Below are 18137 nucleotides of genomic sequence, written 5' to 3'. Positions count from 1 at the left end.
TAAAAATCAGATTTGGCGGAAGCGGCTACGCACGCTAAATGTTTCCGAGGTGACATAGCGTTCAATCTCACGCACGTTACATTCGTCGCTGTGTAGCGTGGCTTCCAGCTCGTCGAGCAGTTCCCGTGCGCTCGGCGTGCGTTCACCCGCGGCATCGGCGGGCTTCTCATCCAGCACAAAACCGAGAATAAAATAGGCAACGATGGTGAACATAAATAAGCCAAGGAATAGCGACAGCACCACAATCACTCGCAGTAAGCGTACCGGAATGTCGAGATATTCTGCCACGCCGGCACAGACGCCGCGCACTTTGCCCTGTTGTGGGATGCGCCACAATTTACGTCCATTCATCATGGCTGCCTCCAGTTCGGATGCTCGGCATCCAAAATGGCTTCCAGCGCTTCGACACGCTCACGCATGCGGCTCGCATCCTGAGTAATTTGTTGTAAACGCTGCAAATCGCTCGACGACAAATCGGCGCCGCCGTTGCGCTTGTTGCTGTAATGCAGCCATAACCAGATCGGCGCCACAAAAAGCACGAAGATGGTTAAAGGTATGGCTAGAAAAAGTGCGCTCATTAATTCGACTCTCCTTAATCATTGACACCATTTTAACTCGGGCCTGCTACCAGACCCGTGGCGATCACTCAGGGCGATTCATTTTGGCTTTCAGCGCGGCCAGCTGCTGGCTGATTTCATCATCGGCTTTCAGTTCAGCGAACTCCTGATCCAGACCTTTCGGCTTACCAAAGCGCTGACTTTCCGCTTCGGCTTCCATGTGATCGATACGACGTTCGAAGGATTCAAAACGCGCCATTGCATCATCAATCTTGCCGCTGTCGAGCTGACGACGCACATCGCGTGAAGAGGATGCGGCCTGATGACGCAAGGTTAATGCCTGCTGACGGGCCCGCGTTTCAGTGAGTTTTTTCTCCAGCTCACCGATCTCGCCTTTCATGCGTTCCAGTGTCTCTTCAACTTGCGTCGATTCCTGCTGCAGGGCCGCGATTAAATCGGTCAGCTTCTGCTTTTCAATTAAGGCCGCGCGCGCTAAATCTTCTTTACCTTTATTAATCGCCAGTTCGGCTTTTTCCTGCCACTCGGCCTGCTGAATTTCAGCCTGCTCCATGCGGCGTGCCAGCTGTTTCTTTTCCGCCAGCGCACGGGCAGAGGTAGAGCGCACTTCTACCAGCGTGTCTTCCATTTCCTGAATCATCAGGCGTACCAGTTTCTGCGGATCTTCGGCGCGTTCCAGCAGAGAGTTGATGTTAGCGTTCACGATGTCGGCGAAACGAGAAAAAATACCCATAATGATGTTCCTCAAATTTTGTATGTAGGTGCGCGAGGCGCCCTTCACTAATACAATTCGCGTGCCAACTTTTAATACGCTGATTTTACAGGATTTGTTTATTTTACATCCGCTACCGCATCCCTTAAGGTAGTGAAAATGATTAATCAGTGGCGAATTTCATCATGGCAAATAATTCAGACAATCTGTTAGGCGAGTCCAACAACTTTCTTGAGGTGCTGGAGCAGGTATCGCGTTTGGCGCCGCTGGAGAAGCCGGTTCTGGTGGTGGGTGAACGCGGCACGGGTAAAGAATTGATCGCCAGCCGTCTGCACTACCTGTCAAACCGTTGGGAAGGCCCGTTTGTTTCCCTCAACTGCGCCGCGCTGAATGAAAACCTGCTCGACTCTGAACTGTTCGGTCATGAAGCTGGCGCCTTTACCGGTGCGCAGAAACGTCATCTGGGGCGCTTTGAGCGTGCCGATGGTGGCACGCTGTTTCTTGATGAACTGGCCACCGCGCCGATGCTGGTACAGGAAAAACTGTTGCGCGTGATTGAGTATGGGCAGCTAGAGCGCGTCGGCGGCAATCAATCGTTGCAGGTGAACGTGCGATTAGTCTGCGCCACTAACGAAGACCTGCCGATGCTGGCCGCCGCCGGCAAGTTCCGCGCCGACCTGCTCGATCGCCTCGCCTTCGATGTGGTGCAGCTGCCGCCGCTACGTGAGCGGCGTAGCGATATTCTGGTGATGGCCAATCATTTCGCTATCCAGATGTGCCGCGAGCTGGGCTTGCCGCTGTTTCCTGGCTTCAGCGATCGTGCGCAGCTGACGCTGCTGAATCACAGCTGGCCGGGTAACGTGCGCGAATTGAAGAATGTAGTCGAGCGTTCGGTTTATCGTCATCATAGTGCCGAAGACGAACTGGACAACATCATCATTAATCCCTTCGCACCGCGCAATCCGCCACCCGACACCCTCACTGAACCCGCAACCAGCACCCTACCTTCCCTGCCGCTGGATATACGCCAATGGCAAAACCAGCAAGAGCGAGAGTTAGTTGAGGCAAGCTTACAGCAGGCCAAATACAACCAGCGCCGTGCTGCTGAACTATTACGCGTTACTTACCATCAGCTGCGCGCCATGATGAAAAAACATGGTATTCAGGCGCGCGACGAGGATTAGTCAGGTCGCCATAAATGGCGTAATGCCGATCAGTTAAGCGCTGAGCGACTTTCGTTCGCCATCGGCTGAGGCAGTTTCATCTACGCCGTGCGGCGACCGAGAAGAGGGCGTCTGGGCCACGCCCTCTTCACTCCCCGGCCCTGCGCCAGCCCATCCCGCCGCTACGCGGTGCCTTCACTCAATCGCGATTCCTGACGGACCGGCGGCGATTCGCTCCTGCTCAGCGCCGCCTCTCGCCCCATCCCTGCGGCTCGCCCTGGAATCCCTCACTCGCTCAGCGGGTTGGGATGTCGCCTCAACCCCCACGCTGCAGCATCAAGGCGTTTTTCTAAATCACCATCGCCTTAACGCCTGTAGGGTCGCCATTCATGGCGACCAGGTAACCCCCGCGGAGCCAGTGCGCTGCTTAACTGACGAGCATTACGTCATAAATGGCGCCCCTACGTATTAAGTTGGTTTTTATTTTTTTAGCAAACCGCACAGTGTTTTTTTCTAACTGTTTCGAGCGGAAGCAAGGCGGCAAGCGAGGACATCCCTCGGAGCATACATAAGTATGTGACCAGGGTGGGCGAGCGCAGCCAACGCAGCAGCCGCTTGAAACAGGACGAAAAAAAGCCCGCAACAGAGTGCGGGCAACTAATACTGGAAGCAATGTGAGCAATGTCGTGCTCTTCTTCGGTAGAGCCACCGTCGAAGCGCAGAAGAATAATAATCATTCTTATTATCATCTGTAAAGCCCTAATTGAGAATTTTTCTCATTTCCACACTAACAATGTGATTACCCCATCGCCACTTTGACGAAAAACACAGCAGAAGTGTCGCGAATTTGGGGAGTACGAGACCTTTGCGATACACTCTCGCTATTGCCTCAGAATCGTTGAGTTCTATGCCAAAATTATTCCCTTCTCTGCTGCTTGGTCTCAGCATGATGAGTGCGTCAGCGTGGGCCGCGCCAACCGACAATATCCGCAACAGCGGTTTTGTCTATTGTGTTAACGGCACGGTCAATACCTTTAATCCACAAATGGTGAGTAGCGGCTTAGTGGTTGATACGCTGGCGGCGCAGCTCTATGACCGCCTGCTCGACGTGGATCCTTACACCTATCGGCTGATTCCTGACCTCGCCCAGAGCTGGGAAGTGCGCGATAACGGCGCCACCTACCGTTTTCACCTGCGCAAAGATGTCGCCTTCCAGCACACCAACTGGTTTAAACCGACGCGCAAAATGAACGCCGATGATGTGGTGTTCAGCTTTGCGCGCATGTTCGACCGCAAGCATCCGTGGCATAACGTTAACGGTGGTAGCTATCCTTATTTTGATAGCCTGCAGTTCGCCGATTCGGTGCAGAGCGTCAAGAAGCTCGACAGCGATACGGTTGAGATTCGCCTCAACAGCCCGGACGCCTCCTTCCTCTGGCATATCGCCACGCATTACGCGCCGATTCTGTCACAGGAATACGCCAACAATCTCAGCGCTAAGGGCCAGCAGGAGCAGCTGGATCGTGAACCGGTCGGCACAGGTCCGTTCCAGCTGAGTGAATACCGCACCGGACAATATCTGCGGCTGGCGCGTAATCCGCAGTACTGGAAAGGTGTACCGCGCCTGCAGCAGGTGGTGATTGATCTCGGTGTCGGCGGTACCGGACGTTTATCCAAACTGCTGACCGGCGAATGCGATGTGCTGGCCTATCCTGCCGCCAGCCAGCTGAGCATCTTGCGCGATGACCCGCGTCTGCGCATGACGCTGCGCCCCGGCATGAACATCGCCTATCTGGCGTTTAATACGCGCAAGCCGCCGCTTGATCGCCCGGAGGTGCGTCACGCGCTGGCGCTGGCGATCAATAACGAACGCCTGATGGAGTCGATCTATTACGGTACCGCAGAGACCGCCGCCTCGATTTTGCCGCGTGCCTCCTGGGCTTACGACAGCGATGCGCGCGTCACCGAATACAACCCGGCTAAAGCACGTGAAGCACTGAAAGCGCTCGGTCTGGAGAATCTGCATTTGCGCCTGGTGGTGCCCTCATCGTCGCAATCATGGAATCCTAGCCCGCTAAAAACCGCTGAACTGTTACAAGCCGATTTGGCTCAGGTTGGCGTGCGCGTGACTATTGCACCGGTTGAAGGCCGCTTTCAGGAAGCGCAATTAATGGAGATGAATCACGATCTCACCCTAACCGGCTGGGCCACGGACAGTAACGATCCCGACAGTTTTTTCCGGCCCCTGTTGAGCTGCGCAGCCATCCGTTCACAGACCAACTATGCGCACTGGTGCTCGCCAGCTTTTGATGAATCCCTACAACATGCGCTGTTGTCGCAGCAGCTGTCGGCGCGCATTGATAGCTACGATAAAGCGCAGCAGATTTTAGCGCAGGAGCTGCCGGTATTACCGCTGGCCTCTTCGCTGCGTTTGCAGGCCTATCGCCATGATATTAAAGGCTTAGTGCTGAGCCCGTTTGGTAACGCCTCATTTGCTGGCGTCTACCGCGATGAGAGCAGCGAGGAGTAAGCATGATCATCTATATTTTGCGTCGTCTGGTGCTGCTGCTGATCACTCTGTTTTTGCTGTCGCTGGTGAGCTTTAGCCTGAGCTACTTCACGCCGAACGCGCCGCTGGAAGGTGCTTCGCTGTTTGATGCCTGGTGGTTCTGGTTTAAAGGCCTGCTGCAGTTTGATTTTGGCGTCTCTAGCACCAACGGCCAATCGATCGATATTCAGCTGCGCGAAGTGTTTCCCGCCACGCTGGAGCTGTGCGTGCTGGCATTTATGCTGGCGCTGCTGGTCGGCATTCCGCTGGGGATCTGCGCCGGTGTAATGCGTAAAAAATGGCAGGATAAAGCCATCAGTGCGCTGGCGCTGCTGGGGTTCTCGATGCCGGTGTTCTGGCTGGCGCTGCTCTTCACCCTGTTCTTCTCATTAACGCTCGGCTGGCTGCCGGTTTCCGGGCGTTTCGATCTGCTCTATCCAGTGCAAAATGTTACCGGTTTCGCCTTGATTGATGCCTGGCTGAGCCATTCACCGTGGCGCCACGAAATGATGGTGAGCGCCTTAACGCACATGATTTTGCCAGTGGTGGTATTAGCGGTTGCGCCTACCACCGAAATGATCCGTTTACTGCGCAGCAGCACCAGCGAAGTGATGGACAAAAATTACGTCAAAGCCGCCGCCACGCGCGGATTATCGCGTCTCACCGTGATTCGTCGGCACGTGCTGCACAATGCGCTGCCGCCGGTGATTCCGCGTCTTGGCCTGCAGTTCTCTACCATGCTGACGTTAGCGATGATCACCGAAGTGGTGTTCAACTGGCCAGGCATTGGCCGCTGGCTGATCAATGCCATTCGCCAGCAGGATTACGCGGCAATCTCCGCCGGCGTAATGGTGGTTGGTGGGCTGGTTATTCTGGTTAGCGTGTTATCGGATATTCTCGGTGCGGCGCTTAATCCGCTGAAACATAAGGAATGGTATGCCCTACGATAATGTCTACGACGAGAAGCGGCTGCCCAGCACGCTGCGTCGCAGCTGGCAGCGCCTGTACCGCGACACCAGCGGCATGGTCGGTTTGTACGGCTTTGGCATCCTGCTGTTCCTGTGCCTGTTCGGGGGGTTACTGGCGCCGTATGGCATCGATCAGCAATTCCTCGGTTATCAGCTGCTGCCGCCGTCGTGGTCGCGCTATGGCGACGTCTCCTTCTTCCTCGGTACTGACGATCTCGGGCGTGATGTCTTAAGCCGCCTGTTGAGCGGCGTGGCACCTACCGTCGGTTCCGCGATGGTGGTGACGCTGCTGGCGGCGGTCTGCGCGCTGGTACTGGGCGTATTTGCCGGGATCACCCACGGCGTACGTTCAGCGGTGATGAATCATGTGCTGGATACGCTGCTGTCAATTCCTTCGCTGCTGCTGGCGATTATCGTGGTGGCGTTTCTTGGTCCACGGCTGGAACACGCGATGCTGGCGGTGTTTCTGGCGCTGATCCCACGTTTGGTGCGCGAGATCTATACTGCTGTGCATGATGAGATGGAAAAAGAGTATGTGGTGGCATTGCGCCTCGATGGCGCGCGCAACCTGAATATTTTATGGAACGCGGTGCTGCCCAACGTGCTGCCGCTGCTGGTGAGTGAGTTTACCCGCTCGCTGTCAATGGCGATTCTGGATATCGCCGCGCTCGGTTTCCTCGATCTTGGTGCGCAGCTGCCCTCACCCGAATGGGGAGCGATGCTGGGTGACGCGCTGGAGTTGATCTACGTCGCGCCCTGGACGGTGATGCTGCCGGGCGTGGCGCTGATGGTCAGCGTATTGATCGTTAACCTGCTGGGCGACGGTATCCGTCGCGCGGTAGAAGCGGGAGTTGAATAATGCCGCTACTGGATATCCGTAACCTGACCATTGAATTTATGACCGCAGACGGTCCGGTCAAAGCGGTCGATCGTATCAATTTAACGCTCACTGAAGGTGAAGTGCGTGGGCTGGTAGGTGAATCGGGATCGGGCAAGAGCCTGATCGCTAAAGCTATCTGTGGCGTCACCAAAGATAACTGGCGCGTCACCGCCGATCGCATGGTGTTTGACGACATCGATCTCCTGCGCCTGTCGCCGCGAGAAAGGCGACGTATTGTCGGCCATAACGTATCGATGATTTTCCAGGAGCCGCAGTCCTGTCTCGATCCTTCGGAAAGTATTGGCCGCCAACTCATGCAGGCGATTCCGCGCTGGACCCACAAAGGCCGCTGGTATCAGCGTTTGTGGTTCTGGCGTAAAGTGCGAGCCATTGAGCTGTTGCACCGCGTAGGCATTAAAGATCACAAAGACATCATGCGCAGTTTTCCGTACGAATTGACCGACGGCGAATGCCAGAAAGTGATGATCGCCATCGCGCTGGCCAATCAGCCGCGCTTGCTGATTGCCGATGAACCGACCAATGCGATGGAGCCAACGACGCAGGCGCAGATTTTCCGCTTGCTGAGCCGACTGAATCAAAACAACAACACCACGATATTGCTGATCAGCCATGACCTGCGCACCATGAGCCAATGGGCCGACCGCATTAACGTAATGTATTGCGGACAGACGGTTGAAACCGCCCAGAGCGAAGATTTAATGGATACGCCACATCATCCTTATACCCAGGCGTTGATCCGTGCGATGCCGGATTTTGGCAGCGCGCTGCCGCATAAAAGCCGGCTGAATACGCTCTCAGGTGCTATTCCTTCGCTGGAACATCTTCCGATTGGCTGCCGCCTTGGCCCGCGCTGCCCCTATGCGCAGCGCAAATGTATCGAAACACCGCGCCTGACCGGCAACAAAGCGCATCTGTTCGCCTGTCACTTCCCGTTGAATATGGAGAGCCAGTAACGATGGAAACCTTGCTGGAAGTGCGCAATCTGAGCAAAACCTATCGCTATCGCACCGGTTTATTCCGTCGTCAGCACGTCGAAGCGGTGAAAGGCGTGAGTTTTACCCTACGCGAGAAGCAGACGCTGGCGGTGATTGGTGAAAATGGCTCCGGAAAATCGACGCTGGCGAAAATGCTGAGCGGCATGGTGGAACCCACCGCAGGGGACATGCTGATTGACGATCATCCTTTGGAGTACGGTGACTACGGTTACCGCAGCCAGCGCATCCGCATGATTTTTCAGGATCCCTCTACGTCGCTCAACCCGCGCCAGCGCATCAGTCAGATTCTTGATTTCCCGCTGCGCCTGAATACCGAATTGGATGATGAATCGCGAGAAAAACGCATCATCGCCACGCTGCGTCAGGTGGGCTTGCTGCGCGATCACGCCGGTTACTATCCGCATATGCTGGCGCCCGGACAGAAGCAGCGTCTGGCGCTGGCGCGAGCGCTGATTTTACAGCCGAAAGTGATCGTTGCCGATGAGGCGCTCGCCTCGCTGGATATGACCATGCGTTCACAGCTGGTGAACCTGATGCTGGAACTGCAGGAGAAGCATGGCATCGCCTATATTTATGTGACGCAGCATCTCGGCATGATGAAGCACATTAGCGATCAGGTGCTGGTGATGCATCAGGGCGAAGTGGTTGAACGCGGCGGTACCGCCGATGTACTGGCCTCGCCGCTGCACGATTTGACCAAACGTCTGATCACCAGCCATTTTGGCGAAGCTTTAACCGCAGAAGCCTGGCGACGCGAACGCTGATGGCGCAGGTTACCGCGGAAAACGCGGTGCGATTTACCGCATTTATAGAGACGTGCTAGACTTCGCACGTGATTAACGTCGGTCGCCTATTTTTTAATCATCGCGACCGCCAACAACAATGACCAAAAGGATTACAGCTATGGGTTTTCTTTCCGGTAAGCGCATTCTGATTACTGGCGTTGCCAGTAAACTCTCAATCGCCTACGGTATTGCGCAGGCGATGCACAAACAGGGCGCAGAACTGGCTTTCACCTACCAGAACGACAAACTGAAAAGTCGTGTGGAAGAGTTTGCTAAAGATCTGGGTTCAGACATTGTTCTGCCTTGCGATGTAGCCGAAGACGAGAGCATCACTGCGCTGTTCACCGAACTGGCAAAAACCTGGCCGAAATTTGACGGTTTCGTTCACTCCATCGGTTTCGCGCCTGGCGATCAGCTGGATGGTGACTATGTGAACGCCGTGACCCGTGAAGGCTTCAAAATCGCTCACGACATCAGCGCCTACAGCTTTGTTGCGATGGCTAAAGAGTGCCGTGCGATGCTGAATCCTAACTCTGCCCTGCTGACCCTGTCCTACCTGGGTGCAGAGCGCGCGATCCCTAACTACAACGTTATGGGTCTGGCGAAAGCGTCTCTGGAAGCCAACGTTCGTTACATGGCGAACGCGATGGGTCCAGAAGGCACGCGCGTTAACGCCGTGTCAGCCGGTCCAATCCGTACCCTGGCGGCGTCAGGCATCAAAGACTTCCGTAAGATGCTGGCACACTGCGAAGCGGTTACCCCGATTCGCCGTACCGTGACCATCGAAGACGTGGGTAACTCTGCGGCCTTCCTGTGTTCTGACCTCGCGGGTGGTATCACCGGTGAAGTGGTACACGTTGATGGCGGCTTCAGCATCGCCGCGATGAACGAGCTGGAACTGAAATAAGATTCATCCACAGGTCGCCATTTCTGGCGACCTGTTTAAAAAGCCCCCGCCCTTATACTCCTAAGCTATTAATTATTCCCCATCATTCTTTTGCCGTGGACAGCCGTTCAGCGACGATAAGCTAGCCCTTTGTTGCACGCCTGCTTTTCAGATTCGCACGCCCTGCAGCAAGTCCGTTTTTAGCGAAAGGAATGACCATGGAACAACGCCGTTCTCCCGGCCATGACCACTGGTTTTATGAAAGCCAGACTCGCCCGAATACTACCGCTACCGCACCGCTGGTGCCCGAAGCCGCCTATATCGAAGACCGTTTTCTGCTCGGTTTGCAACAGGAAGCCACGGCGTTACAACCGCTGCTGACACGTTTTCAGCCTGCACTGTTGGCTGCGCGCGATCTGAGTCAGATCCTGTTTCCCGACACGCTCTCGACCAGTTTGACGCACACGTTAACCCTGTACGATCGCCTCAGCACCGCGTTAACGGTGGCGCAGGTCGCTGGTGTGCAGCGCTTGTGCAATCACTATTCTGCCCGGCTAAATCCGTTGCCCGGCCCGGACTCTTCACGTGAAAGCAATAATCGCCTGACGCAAATTACCCAATATGCGCGCCAGCTAGCGATGCAGCCGGAGCTGATTACCCGCAACAGCATTAGCGCGTTGGATGCGGTGGGATTAACTGAGCCCGATATCGTCACGCTCAACCAACTGGTGGGCTATGTCAGTTATCAGTCGCGCGTAGTGGCGTCGCTGCAGGCGATGATGGGCTTGCCGGTGCGCTGGATTCCGGGTGTTTCTCCGCCGCCAGATGCCAACGCCGACCTGTTTGCCCACTCCGCCGACTGGCAACCAGCGTTAAAACCGGTTGAATTGCGCTATGCCAGCGCCGAACAGCTGGCCGCCGTGACGTTCTGTCAGGGCATTGAGGGTTTGGATGAAGCAACGTGGCTGCTGGTGCAGGATGCGCAAGCGTTGTACGGCTTCGCCACTCTGAAGCAGCGGCTTAGCGAACATTTTGCGCTGAATGAAGCGCTGGCACAGGCGGTTAGTGCGCGCGTGCTGGGGTGTCGACGCCAGTTTGATCTGCTCGCAGGTGAATGGCGCACGGCGCTAGTGCAGGATATCGAGCGCGCCGCTAACACCTCGCCGGTGATTACCCTCAGCGCCCAGTTAACTCGCCTGCCCGACCGCTTTAGCGCTGCGCATCTGCAGCCGCTGTTAAATGCTGGCTGGGGCACCGAACGCATCTTCACGCTGTTACAAGCGGTAGCCTTTGCCAGCTGGCAGGATCGCGTACTGATGGCGCTCGGCGAAACCCGTTAATCGGGTAGATGCCGGCGCGCTTCATCAAAGAAATGCTGAGCCAGCGGCGATGCTCTGCCCGGCTCGGCAATCACCAGCGCCGCCTGACGCCCCATCGGCGCGATATCAATTGGCCGCCGCGCCAGATTCTGCATCAGCTCCGGCAACAGATGGCCGCACGGCGAAACCATCACCCCCAATCCTACCTGCGCACTTTGCAACAGCTGCATAATTGAGGCGCTTTCGACGATAACGCGTGGGATCAGTCCGGTTTCTCGCAGTTGCCCGTCGAGATAGCGGCGAAAATAGCGCGTCGGTTCGGCCAGGCACAGCGGTTGGCTGGCGAGTGCAGAGAGCGTGATGGTTTCCTGCTGCAGCAACGCTGGAAAATGCGCCGGATTAAACAGGGCTTCCACGCCGGGATCTTTCAGCAGTGCCGTCTGGAAGTGCAGCTCACGCAGTGACGTCAGTTCAAAGAACCCGATACCGCCGTCCACGGTATGGCTGTTGAGCGCTTCCAGCAGTTGGTCAGCACTCATCGCCGAAACGCGATAGTCGAGCTGCGGGTAGCGCACTTCCACCGCCTTCAACAGCGCCGGCAGCGCCACGCTGCACTGCGGCATGACGCCCAGCCGCAACGTGCCGTTGACGCCATGCTTAAGCGATTCAACTTCCAGCTTCAAACCCTGATACACCGAGACAATCTCCCGCGCCCACGTCAGCACGCGTTCGCCCTCTGGCGTAAAGCCATCGAAATTATTGCTGCGGTTAATCAGCGAAAGGCCTAATTCGCGCTCAAGGTTTTTCAGACGCATCGACAGCGTCGGCTGGCTGACAAAACTGGCTTCGGCTGCACGACCAAAGTGGCGCTCGCGCTCCAGATTAGTGAGGTAGATTAATTGTTTGATGTCCATGGAAAGCAGAATTGGCTGGAAAACAACAGTGTATCATGGCGCATGCCGCTGCGCTGAAGGCCCGCGCAGCGGCATGTTGTTACGCCACGCCGAGAGCAGTTTTGACGTCGTTGGCAATCTTCTCGACCTGCGGGCCATAAATCACCTGCACATCGTGTTCGCTGACGCGATTGATACCGTTGGCACCGGTGGTCAGCAAGGTTTGATCAACCACTTCATTCATCTGTTTCACCCGCACCCGCAGTCGCGTGAAGCAGCAATCGACATCCTCTATATTGGCCTCACCACCGAGTCCGCTGATGATGACCTTAGTGCGTTCATCGGCCGCTACCAATTCAGGTTTTTGCTCTTCATCAGATTCGCGTCCCGGCGTCTCCACGCGCATGCGGGTGATGACAAAACGGAAGCCGTAATAATAAATCGGCACGTAAATCACGCCGAGGACCATCGTCCACCACCAATGGGTTTTGCTGCCGCCGAGGATGCCGAACACCACCAAATCGATCGCGCCGCCCTGCACGTTGCCAATCATCAGCTGCAGCATCGACATCAGCATAAACGACAGGCCGGTTAACAGCGCATGCAGGATATACAGCACCGGCGACACGAAGATGAAACAGAACTCCAGCGGCTCGGTGATGCCGGTGGTAAATGAAGTCAGCGCGCCGGCCAACACCAGCGCTTTGACGCGCTGTTTATGCTCGGGCCGCGCGGTGTGGTAAATCGCCAGTGCGGCGGCGGGTAAACCAAACATCATGATCGGAATCTTGCCCTGGGCAAGAAACTGCGTGGCGCCGCGTACCGTCTCATCTGGAATGGCGCCGGGATGCGTTAACGAGGTGTTGAAGATGTTCAACGCCCCGACAATGCTTTGCCCGTCGACCGTTGCCATGCCGCCAATGGGGGTAAAGCGCACGGTTTCGTTGAGGATGTGATGCAAACCGGTGGGAATCAGTAAGCGCTCGCTGGTACCCAGCAGGAACGCGCCATACTGCCCACTTTTACCAATCATCAGGCCCACCCACGCAATACCTTCCCCAATGGTCGGCCAAATCAGCGCCAGCAGCACGCCAATCAGCGGCAACACCACCACGGTAACGATCGGCACAAAGCGCCGTCCGCCAAAGAAGCTGATCGCCGTAGGCAGTTGCTGAGTATAGAAACGGTTATGCAGCAACACAGTAATCAAGCCAGCAATCACGCCGCCCAGCACGCTCATGTTGTAGGTAAAAATGCCAAGCATGTCGATGTATTCAGCCGAGGTCATCATCGCCGCGGTTTGGTCCATGCCCGCTTTTTGCAACGCTTCTGGCGTGGTGGTCGCCGCCGTCAGCCCTTTCGACGCCAGCGTGGCGCTGATGCCGACGTTCATGGCGATATAGCCAATGACGGCGGCGAATGCGGCGGTGGGCTTCTCGGCTTTTGCCAGTCCGATAGCGCTGGCTACCGCAAAGAACAGCGGTAGATTGGCGAACAGCGCGCCCGCCACTTTGCGGATAAAGCCAATAATCAGTTGCGGCACCTGCAGATTGGCGAAGACATCACCGGTGATGGCAGGATTTTGCATCGCCGCGGCTAACCCAAGGAAGATCCCTGCGGCGGCGATCACCGAGATCGGCATCATTAAGGCTTTACCGAAGGCGTGAATTTGGCTGGCCAGACTCTTCATGCTGCATGCCCTTTTCAGAATGGAAAGAGCAATTATTAGTCAGTTATCTCAGCAACACGTAACCGCCGGCCCTTATCAGCCGGGAAAGTTTGATTTAGGTCACGCTTTACGCGCGTGTTGCGATAAACGCCGCCTATCGCACCATTAAACCAATCAATTAGACAACTTTTAAGGAGAGTCGCACACTTCCCGCTAACAGAAGACATATTCTGATAACAACTCATAAACAAATAAGCCTGCAACTATGAAATTTAAACGTAAGATTCAACCCTATCGCGCGGCGGCGGGCGGCTGGGGTTCTTTGGAAGCCACCACCCGTTTCGTCCTTGATAGCAAAGCGGCGCTGAAAAACATGCGTAATCTGATGCGTATGAACAAAGCGCGCGGTTTCGACTGCCCAGGTTGTGCATGGGGCGATGACAACAAAAGCACTTTCAGCTTCTGTGAAAACGGCGCCAAAGCGGTGACGTGGGAAGCGACACGTCGTGTAGTTGAGCCTGAATTCTTCGCCCAGCACAGCGTAAGCACCCTGTATCAGCAAAGTGACTATTTCCTCGAATATCAGGGACGCTTGACCCACCCAATGCGCTATAACAGCGCGACCGACCATTACGAGCCGATTAGCTGGGATGATGCCTTTGCGCTCATTGCACGCCACCTGCAGGCGATGGACCATCCGAATCAGATGGAGCTGTATACCTCCGGCCGCGCCAGCAATGAAGCCTCGTGGCTTTATCAACTGTTTGGTCGCGTGATGGGCAGCAATAACTTCCCTGACTGCTCCAACATGTGCCACGAAGCCAGTGGTACTGGCCTAAAGCGCAGCATCGGCGTGGGCAAAGGCACCATTCGTCTGGATGATTTCGATCACGCAGACGCGATTTTCGTCCTGGGCCAGAATCCCGGCACCAACCATCCACGTATGCTGCACAGCCTGCGTCACGCTGCCGATCACGGCGCGAAAATCGTCACCTTTAATACCTTACGTGAGCGCGGACTTGAGCGTTTTGCCGATCCGCAGAAGCCGCTGGAGATCGTCACCTCGATGGCTGGCACGATTAGTTCTGCCTATTACCAGCCCAACCTCGGCGGCGATATGGCGGCAATTCGTGGCATGGTGAAAACGCTGCTGGAAGTGCAGCGTGCGCGTTTGGCCGCCGGTGAGAAAGGTATTTTCGATCAAGCCTTTATCGATGCCAACACGCAAGGCATCGACGAGTATCTTGCCGCGTTGGATAACACCCGCTGGGATGATATTGTGCGCCAATCGGGCCTGAGCGAAACGCAGATTCGTGAAGCAGCGGCCATTTATCAAAGTGCCGAACGCGTCATCGTCACCTGGGCAATGGGCATCACCCAGCACAAACATTCGGTCGATACCGTTCGCGAAATCACCAACCTGCAGCTGCTGTTTGGTCAACTGGGCAAAAAAGGCGCTGGCCTGTGTCCGGTACGCGGCCACAGTAACGTGCAGGGCAACCGCACCATGGGGATTGATGAGAAGCCGAGCAAAGCGTTCCTCGATGCACTGGGCGCACATTTTGATTTCGAGCCACCACGCGAGCATGGCCACAACACCGTTGAAGCGTTGAATGCGATGCTGCGTGACGAAGTGAAAGTGCTGATTGCGCTGGGCGGTAACCTCGCTGCGGCAGCACCGGATTCACCGGTCACCGAAGCGGCGTTGCAGCACTGCGGTTTGACGGTGCACATCAGCACCAAACTGAACCGCAGCCATCTGGTGCCGGGCCATGAAGGGTTGATTCTGCCGACATTGGGCCGCACCGAGCGCGATCGCCAGGCAAGCGGCAATCAATATATTACCGTCGAAGACTCCTTCAGCATGGTGCACGCTTCTGAAGGTGTGGGCATTCCGCTGGCCGAGACGCAGCGTTCCGAAACCGCGATTGTTGCGGGCATTGCGCATGCAACCTTAGGCAGCGATAAAATCGACTGGCTGGCGATGGCGGGCAACTACGATCTGATTCGCGATCACATTGCGGCGACGATTCCGGGCTTTGCCGATTTCAATAACAAATGCGACATCCCAGGCGGATTCTATCTGGGCAGCGCCGCGGCCGAACTGCGCTTCAACACGCCGAGCAAATTAGCCGAGTTCAGCGCAGCGGCACTGCCAACCTCGCTGTTTCCACAGCTGGGTGATGTTGCCGTGCCGTTCACGCTGCAAACTCTGCGCTCCCACGATCAGTACAACACCACCATTTATGGTCTCGACGATCGCTATCGCGGCGTGTACGGTCAGCGCGAGGTGGTGTTTATTCATCCGGAGGATATGGCATCGCTGGGCTTCACCGAAGGCCAGTTGGTGGATATTGAAACGCTGTGGAATGACGGTTTGACGCGTCGCGTCAGTGGTTTCAAGCTGGTGCCTTACAATATTCCGCGCGGCAACCTCGCCGCTTATTATCCGGAAACTAACCCGCTGGTGCCGCTTTCCAGCTTCGGCGACGGCAGCGGCACGCCGACCTCAAAATCGGTGCCGGTTAAGCTGGCATTAACCGCCGCCGTACCCTCGCAACGTATCGCCTGACCAAAGCGTTATCAGAAGGTAAAAAGCCGCGTAAAGCGGCTTTTTAGCCTGTTTTGGCCTTGCCGCGCGCACCCGATTCGCGTAAAACTGTCAGCCGCTCTTAGGCCACGAAACTATATAAATTATGTTCCAGGATAATCCGCTGCTCGCGCAGCTTAAAGAGAAGCTTCACGCGCAGACTCCGCGCGTCGAAGGTGTTGTTAAAGGTACGGAAAAAGGCTTTGGCTTCCTTGAAGTTGATGCCCAAAAAAGCTACTTCATTCCGCCACCGCAGATGAAGAAAGTGATGCACGGCGACCGTATTTCAGCCGTGATCCACACCGATAAAGACCGCGAGAGTGCCGAGCCGGAAACCCTGGTTGAGCCGTTCCTGACCCGCTTTGTCGGCCGCGTACAAAAGAAGGACGATCGCCTGTCGATTGTACCGGATCATCCGCTGCTGAAAGATGCGATTCAGTGTCGCGCCGATCGTAGCGTGTCCCACGATTTCCAGAACGGCGATTGGGCGGTGGCGGAAATGCGCCGTCATCCGCTGAAGGGCGATCGCGGTTTCTATGCCGAACTGACCGAATTCATTGTCACTGCAGACGATCACCTCGCGCCGTGGTGGGTGACGCTGTCGCGTCACAACCTCGAACGTCAGGCACCCGACGTCGGTTTTGGTGAGATGATTGATGAGAATCTGCAGCGTGAAGATCTGACTGCCCTGAACTTCGTCACCATCGACAGCGCCAGCACCCAGGATATGGATGATGCGCTGTATGTGGAAGAGACCGCCGACGGCAATCTTTCGCTGACCATCGCTATCGCCGATCCTACCGCTTACGTGCCGGAAGGCAGTGAGCTGGATAAGCTGGCGTCAAAACGCGCCTTCACCAACTATCTGCCTGGCTTTAACATTCCAATGCTGCCGCGCGAGCTTTCTGACAACGTCTGTTCACTGCGTCCGAACGCGCGTCGTCCGGCGCTGGCGTGCCGCGTAACGGTACTGAAAGATGGCAGCCTGGCTGACGATGTGCACTTCTTCGCCGCGTGGATCGAATCGAAAGCCAAACTGGTTTATGACGAGGTCTCCGATTGGCTGGAAAATAGCGGCAGCTGGCAGCCAGAAAACGAGGCGATTGCCCAGCAGATTCGCCTGCTGCATCAGGTTTGCCTGGCGCGCAGCGAGTGGCGTCAAACCCATGCGCTGGTGTTTAAAGATCGTCCGGACTACCGCTTTGTGCTGGGCGAGAAAGGCGAAGTGCTGGATATCATCTCCGAACCACGTCGCATCGCTAACCGCATCGTAGAAGAGTCAATGATTCTGGCTAACGTCTGTGCCGCCAACGTGCTGCAGGAGAAACTGGGCTTCGGTATCTACAACCTGCATACCGGCTTTGATCTGGCGAATGCTGAGCAGGCCGCTGGCGTGCTGGCGGGACACGGTATCACCGTTGATCCGCAGGCAATTACCACGCTGGAAGGCTTCCGTCAGCTGCGTCGTGAACTCGATGCGCAGCCAACGCAGTATCTTGACAGCCGCATTCGTCGCTTCCAGTCCTTTGCGGAAGTCGGCACCGAACCTGGCCCGCACTTTGGTCTCGGCCTTGACGCCTACGCGACCTGGACATCGCCGATTCGTAAGTTTGGCGACATGATCAACCATCGTCTGCTGAAAGCGATTGTGCGCGGTGACAGCATCGCCCGTCCGCAGGATGAGCTGACGACGATCATGAGCGAGCGTCGTCGCCTAAACCGTATGGCAGAACGCGATGTGGGTGATTGGCTTTACGCACGTTTCCTGTCGCCATTTGCTGGCACCGACCGCAAATTCAGCGCCGAAGTTATCGACGTGTCGCGCGGCGGTATGCGCGTTCGTTTGCAGGAAAATGGCGCGGTTGCCTTTATCCCTGCACCATTCATCCACGCGGTGCGTGATGAACTGGTGTGCTCGCAGGAGAGCGGCACCGTGCAGATTAAAGGTGAAGTGGCTTACCGCGTTACTGACATCATTGATGTGACCATCGCCGAAGTGCGCATGGAAACACGCAGCGTGGTGGCTCGTCCCGCCGCCTGAGCATGAAAACCTGCGGGATAACAGCCGTTATCCCGCATTTCTCTTCGCCCGCTTTAGCAAATGTTAAATTTGCATTCCGCTTCACATTTCTA

Annotated in this window: 15 protein-coding genes; 10 read left to right on the top strand and 5 right to left on the bottom strand. The window is 56.1% G+C overall.

Annotation, left to right across the window (positions count from 1 at the left end):
- Window positions 1-6: 6 nt before the first annotated feature.
- From pspC to pspA, 3 genes are all read right to left on the bottom strand, one after another.
- Window positions 7-354, bottom strand: coding sequence for an envelope stress response membrane protein PspC (gene pspC, locus WFL93_RS13055; RefSeq protein WP_336778305.1), 348 nt, complete (start codon window positions 352-354; stop codon window positions 7-9).
- Window positions 351-578, bottom strand: coding sequence for an envelope stress response membrane protein PspB (gene pspB / locus WFL93_RS13050; RefSeq protein WP_336778304.1), 228 nt, complete (start codon window positions 576-578; stop codon window positions 351-353). Before pspB ends, pspC begins: the two co-directional genes overlap by 4 nt.
- 64 nt (window positions 579-642) lie before the next feature.
- On the bottom strand, window positions 643-1308 hold the full coding sequence (gene pspA / locus WFL93_RS13045) for a phage shock protein PspA (RefSeq protein ID WP_180823666.1): 666 nt from the start codon (window positions 1306-1308) through the stop codon (window positions 643-645).
- 164 nt (window positions 1309-1472) lie between these two features.
- On the opposite strand from pspA, the gene pspF reads away from it, so the two are divergent.
- The 8 genes from pspF to WFL93_RS13005 all read left to right on the top strand — a co-directional run bounded on the left by pspF (window position 1473) and on the right by WFL93_RS13005 (window position 10873).
- A complete protein-coding gene (gene pspF / locus WFL93_RS13040) occupies window positions 1473-2471 on the top strand; it encodes a phage shock protein operon transcriptional activator (protein WP_180823667.1) in 999 nt (332 codons plus the stop codon).
- An 886-nt stretch (window positions 2472-3357) separates the two neighbouring features.
- Complete coding sequence (gene sapA, locus WFL93_RS13035; RefSeq protein ID WP_049852207.1) at window positions 3358-4980, top strand: ABC transporter substrate-binding protein SapA; 1623 nt, start codon at window positions 3358-3360, stop codon at window positions 4978-4980.
- Between the two features lie 2 nt (window positions 4981-4982).
- Entirely contained in the window at window positions 4983-5948 is a 966-nt protein-coding gene (sapB, locus tag WFL93_RS13030) for a putrescine export ABC transporter permease SapB (RefSeq protein ID WP_007888087.1), read from the top strand.
- Window positions 5935-6825 carry a putrescine export ABC transporter permease SapC gene (sapC, locus tag WFL93_RS13025; protein WP_336778303.1) on the top strand — a complete coding sequence of 297 codons (891 nt, stop codon included), beginning with the start codon at window positions 5935-5937 and terminating at the stop codon, window positions 6823-6825. The genes sapB and sapC overlap by 14 nt, the downstream gene beginning before the upstream one ends.
- Complete coding sequence (sapD, locus tag WFL93_RS13020; RefSeq protein ID WP_007892458.1) at window positions 6825-7820, top strand: putrescine export ABC transporter ATP-binding protein SapD; 996 nt, start codon at window positions 6825-6827, stop codon at window positions 7818-7820. The genes sapC and sapD overlap by 1 nt, the downstream gene beginning before the upstream one ends.
- Window positions 7821-7822: 2 nt before the next feature.
- Window positions 7823-8626: a putrescine export ABC transporter ATP-binding protein SapF gene (gene sapF, locus WFL93_RS13015; protein WP_336778302.1), complete on the top strand. Its 804-nt coding sequence runs from the start codon at window positions 7823-7825 to the stop codon at window positions 8624-8626.
- Between the two features lie 139 nt (window positions 8627-8765).
- On the top strand, window positions 8766-9554 hold the full coding sequence (gene fabI / locus WFL93_RS13010) for an enoyl-ACP reductase FabI (protein WP_007892455.1): 789 nt from the start codon (window positions 8766-8768) through the stop codon (window positions 9552-9554).
- Window positions 9555-9751: 197 nt separating this feature from the next.
- On the top strand, window positions 9752-10873 hold the full coding sequence (locus WFL93_RS13005; RefSeq protein ID WP_336778301.1) for a CMD domain-containing protein: 1122 nt from the start codon (window positions 9752-9754) through the stop codon (window positions 10871-10873).
- On the opposite strand, the gene WFL93_RS13000 is transcribed toward WFL93_RS13005, so the two are convergent.
- Window positions 10870-11766 (bottom strand): LysR family transcriptional regulator, encoded by an 897-nt coding sequence (locus WFL93_RS13000; RefSeq protein ID WP_336778300.1) that lies wholly within the window; start codon window positions 11764-11766, stop codon window positions 10870-10872. The genes WFL93_RS13005 and WFL93_RS13000 overlap by 4 nt on opposite strands.
- A 79-nt stretch (window positions 11767-11845) precedes the next feature.
- Window positions 11846-13435: a PTS transporter subunit EIIC gene (locus WFL93_RS12995; RefSeq protein ID WP_336778299.1), complete on the bottom strand. Its 1590-nt coding sequence runs from the start codon at window positions 13433-13435 to the stop codon at window positions 11846-11848.
- Between the two features lie 244 nt (window positions 13436-13679).
- Here WFL93_RS12995 and WFL93_RS12990 point away from each other — a divergent pair, with 244 nt between their 5' ends.
- Both WFL93_RS12990 and WFL93_RS12985 read left to right on the top strand, forming a co-directional pair.
- Complete coding sequence (locus WFL93_RS12990) at window positions 13680-15986, top strand: FdhF/YdeP family oxidoreductase (protein ID WP_336778298.1); 2307 nt, start codon at window positions 13680-13682, stop codon at window positions 15984-15986.
- 124 nt (window positions 15987-16110) lie between these two features.
- The gene (locus WFL93_RS12985) at window positions 16111-18045 is read left to right on the top strand and encodes an exoribonuclease II (protein ID WP_007892442.1); all 1935 of its coding nucleotides are present in this window, start codon (window positions 16111-16113) and stop codon (window positions 18043-18045) included.
- The last annotated feature ends 92 nt before the right edge of the window (window positions 18046-18137 follow it).

The sequence above is a fragment of the Pantoea sp. USHLN256 genome (assembly GCF_037149875.1).
GTDB lineage: Bacteria > Pseudomonadota > Gammaproteobacteria > Enterobacterales > Enterobacteriaceae > Pantoea > Pantoea nemavictus.
The sequence above is the reverse complement of the archived record's forward strand: the minus strand, read 5'-3'. Positions and strand labels throughout refer to the sequence as shown.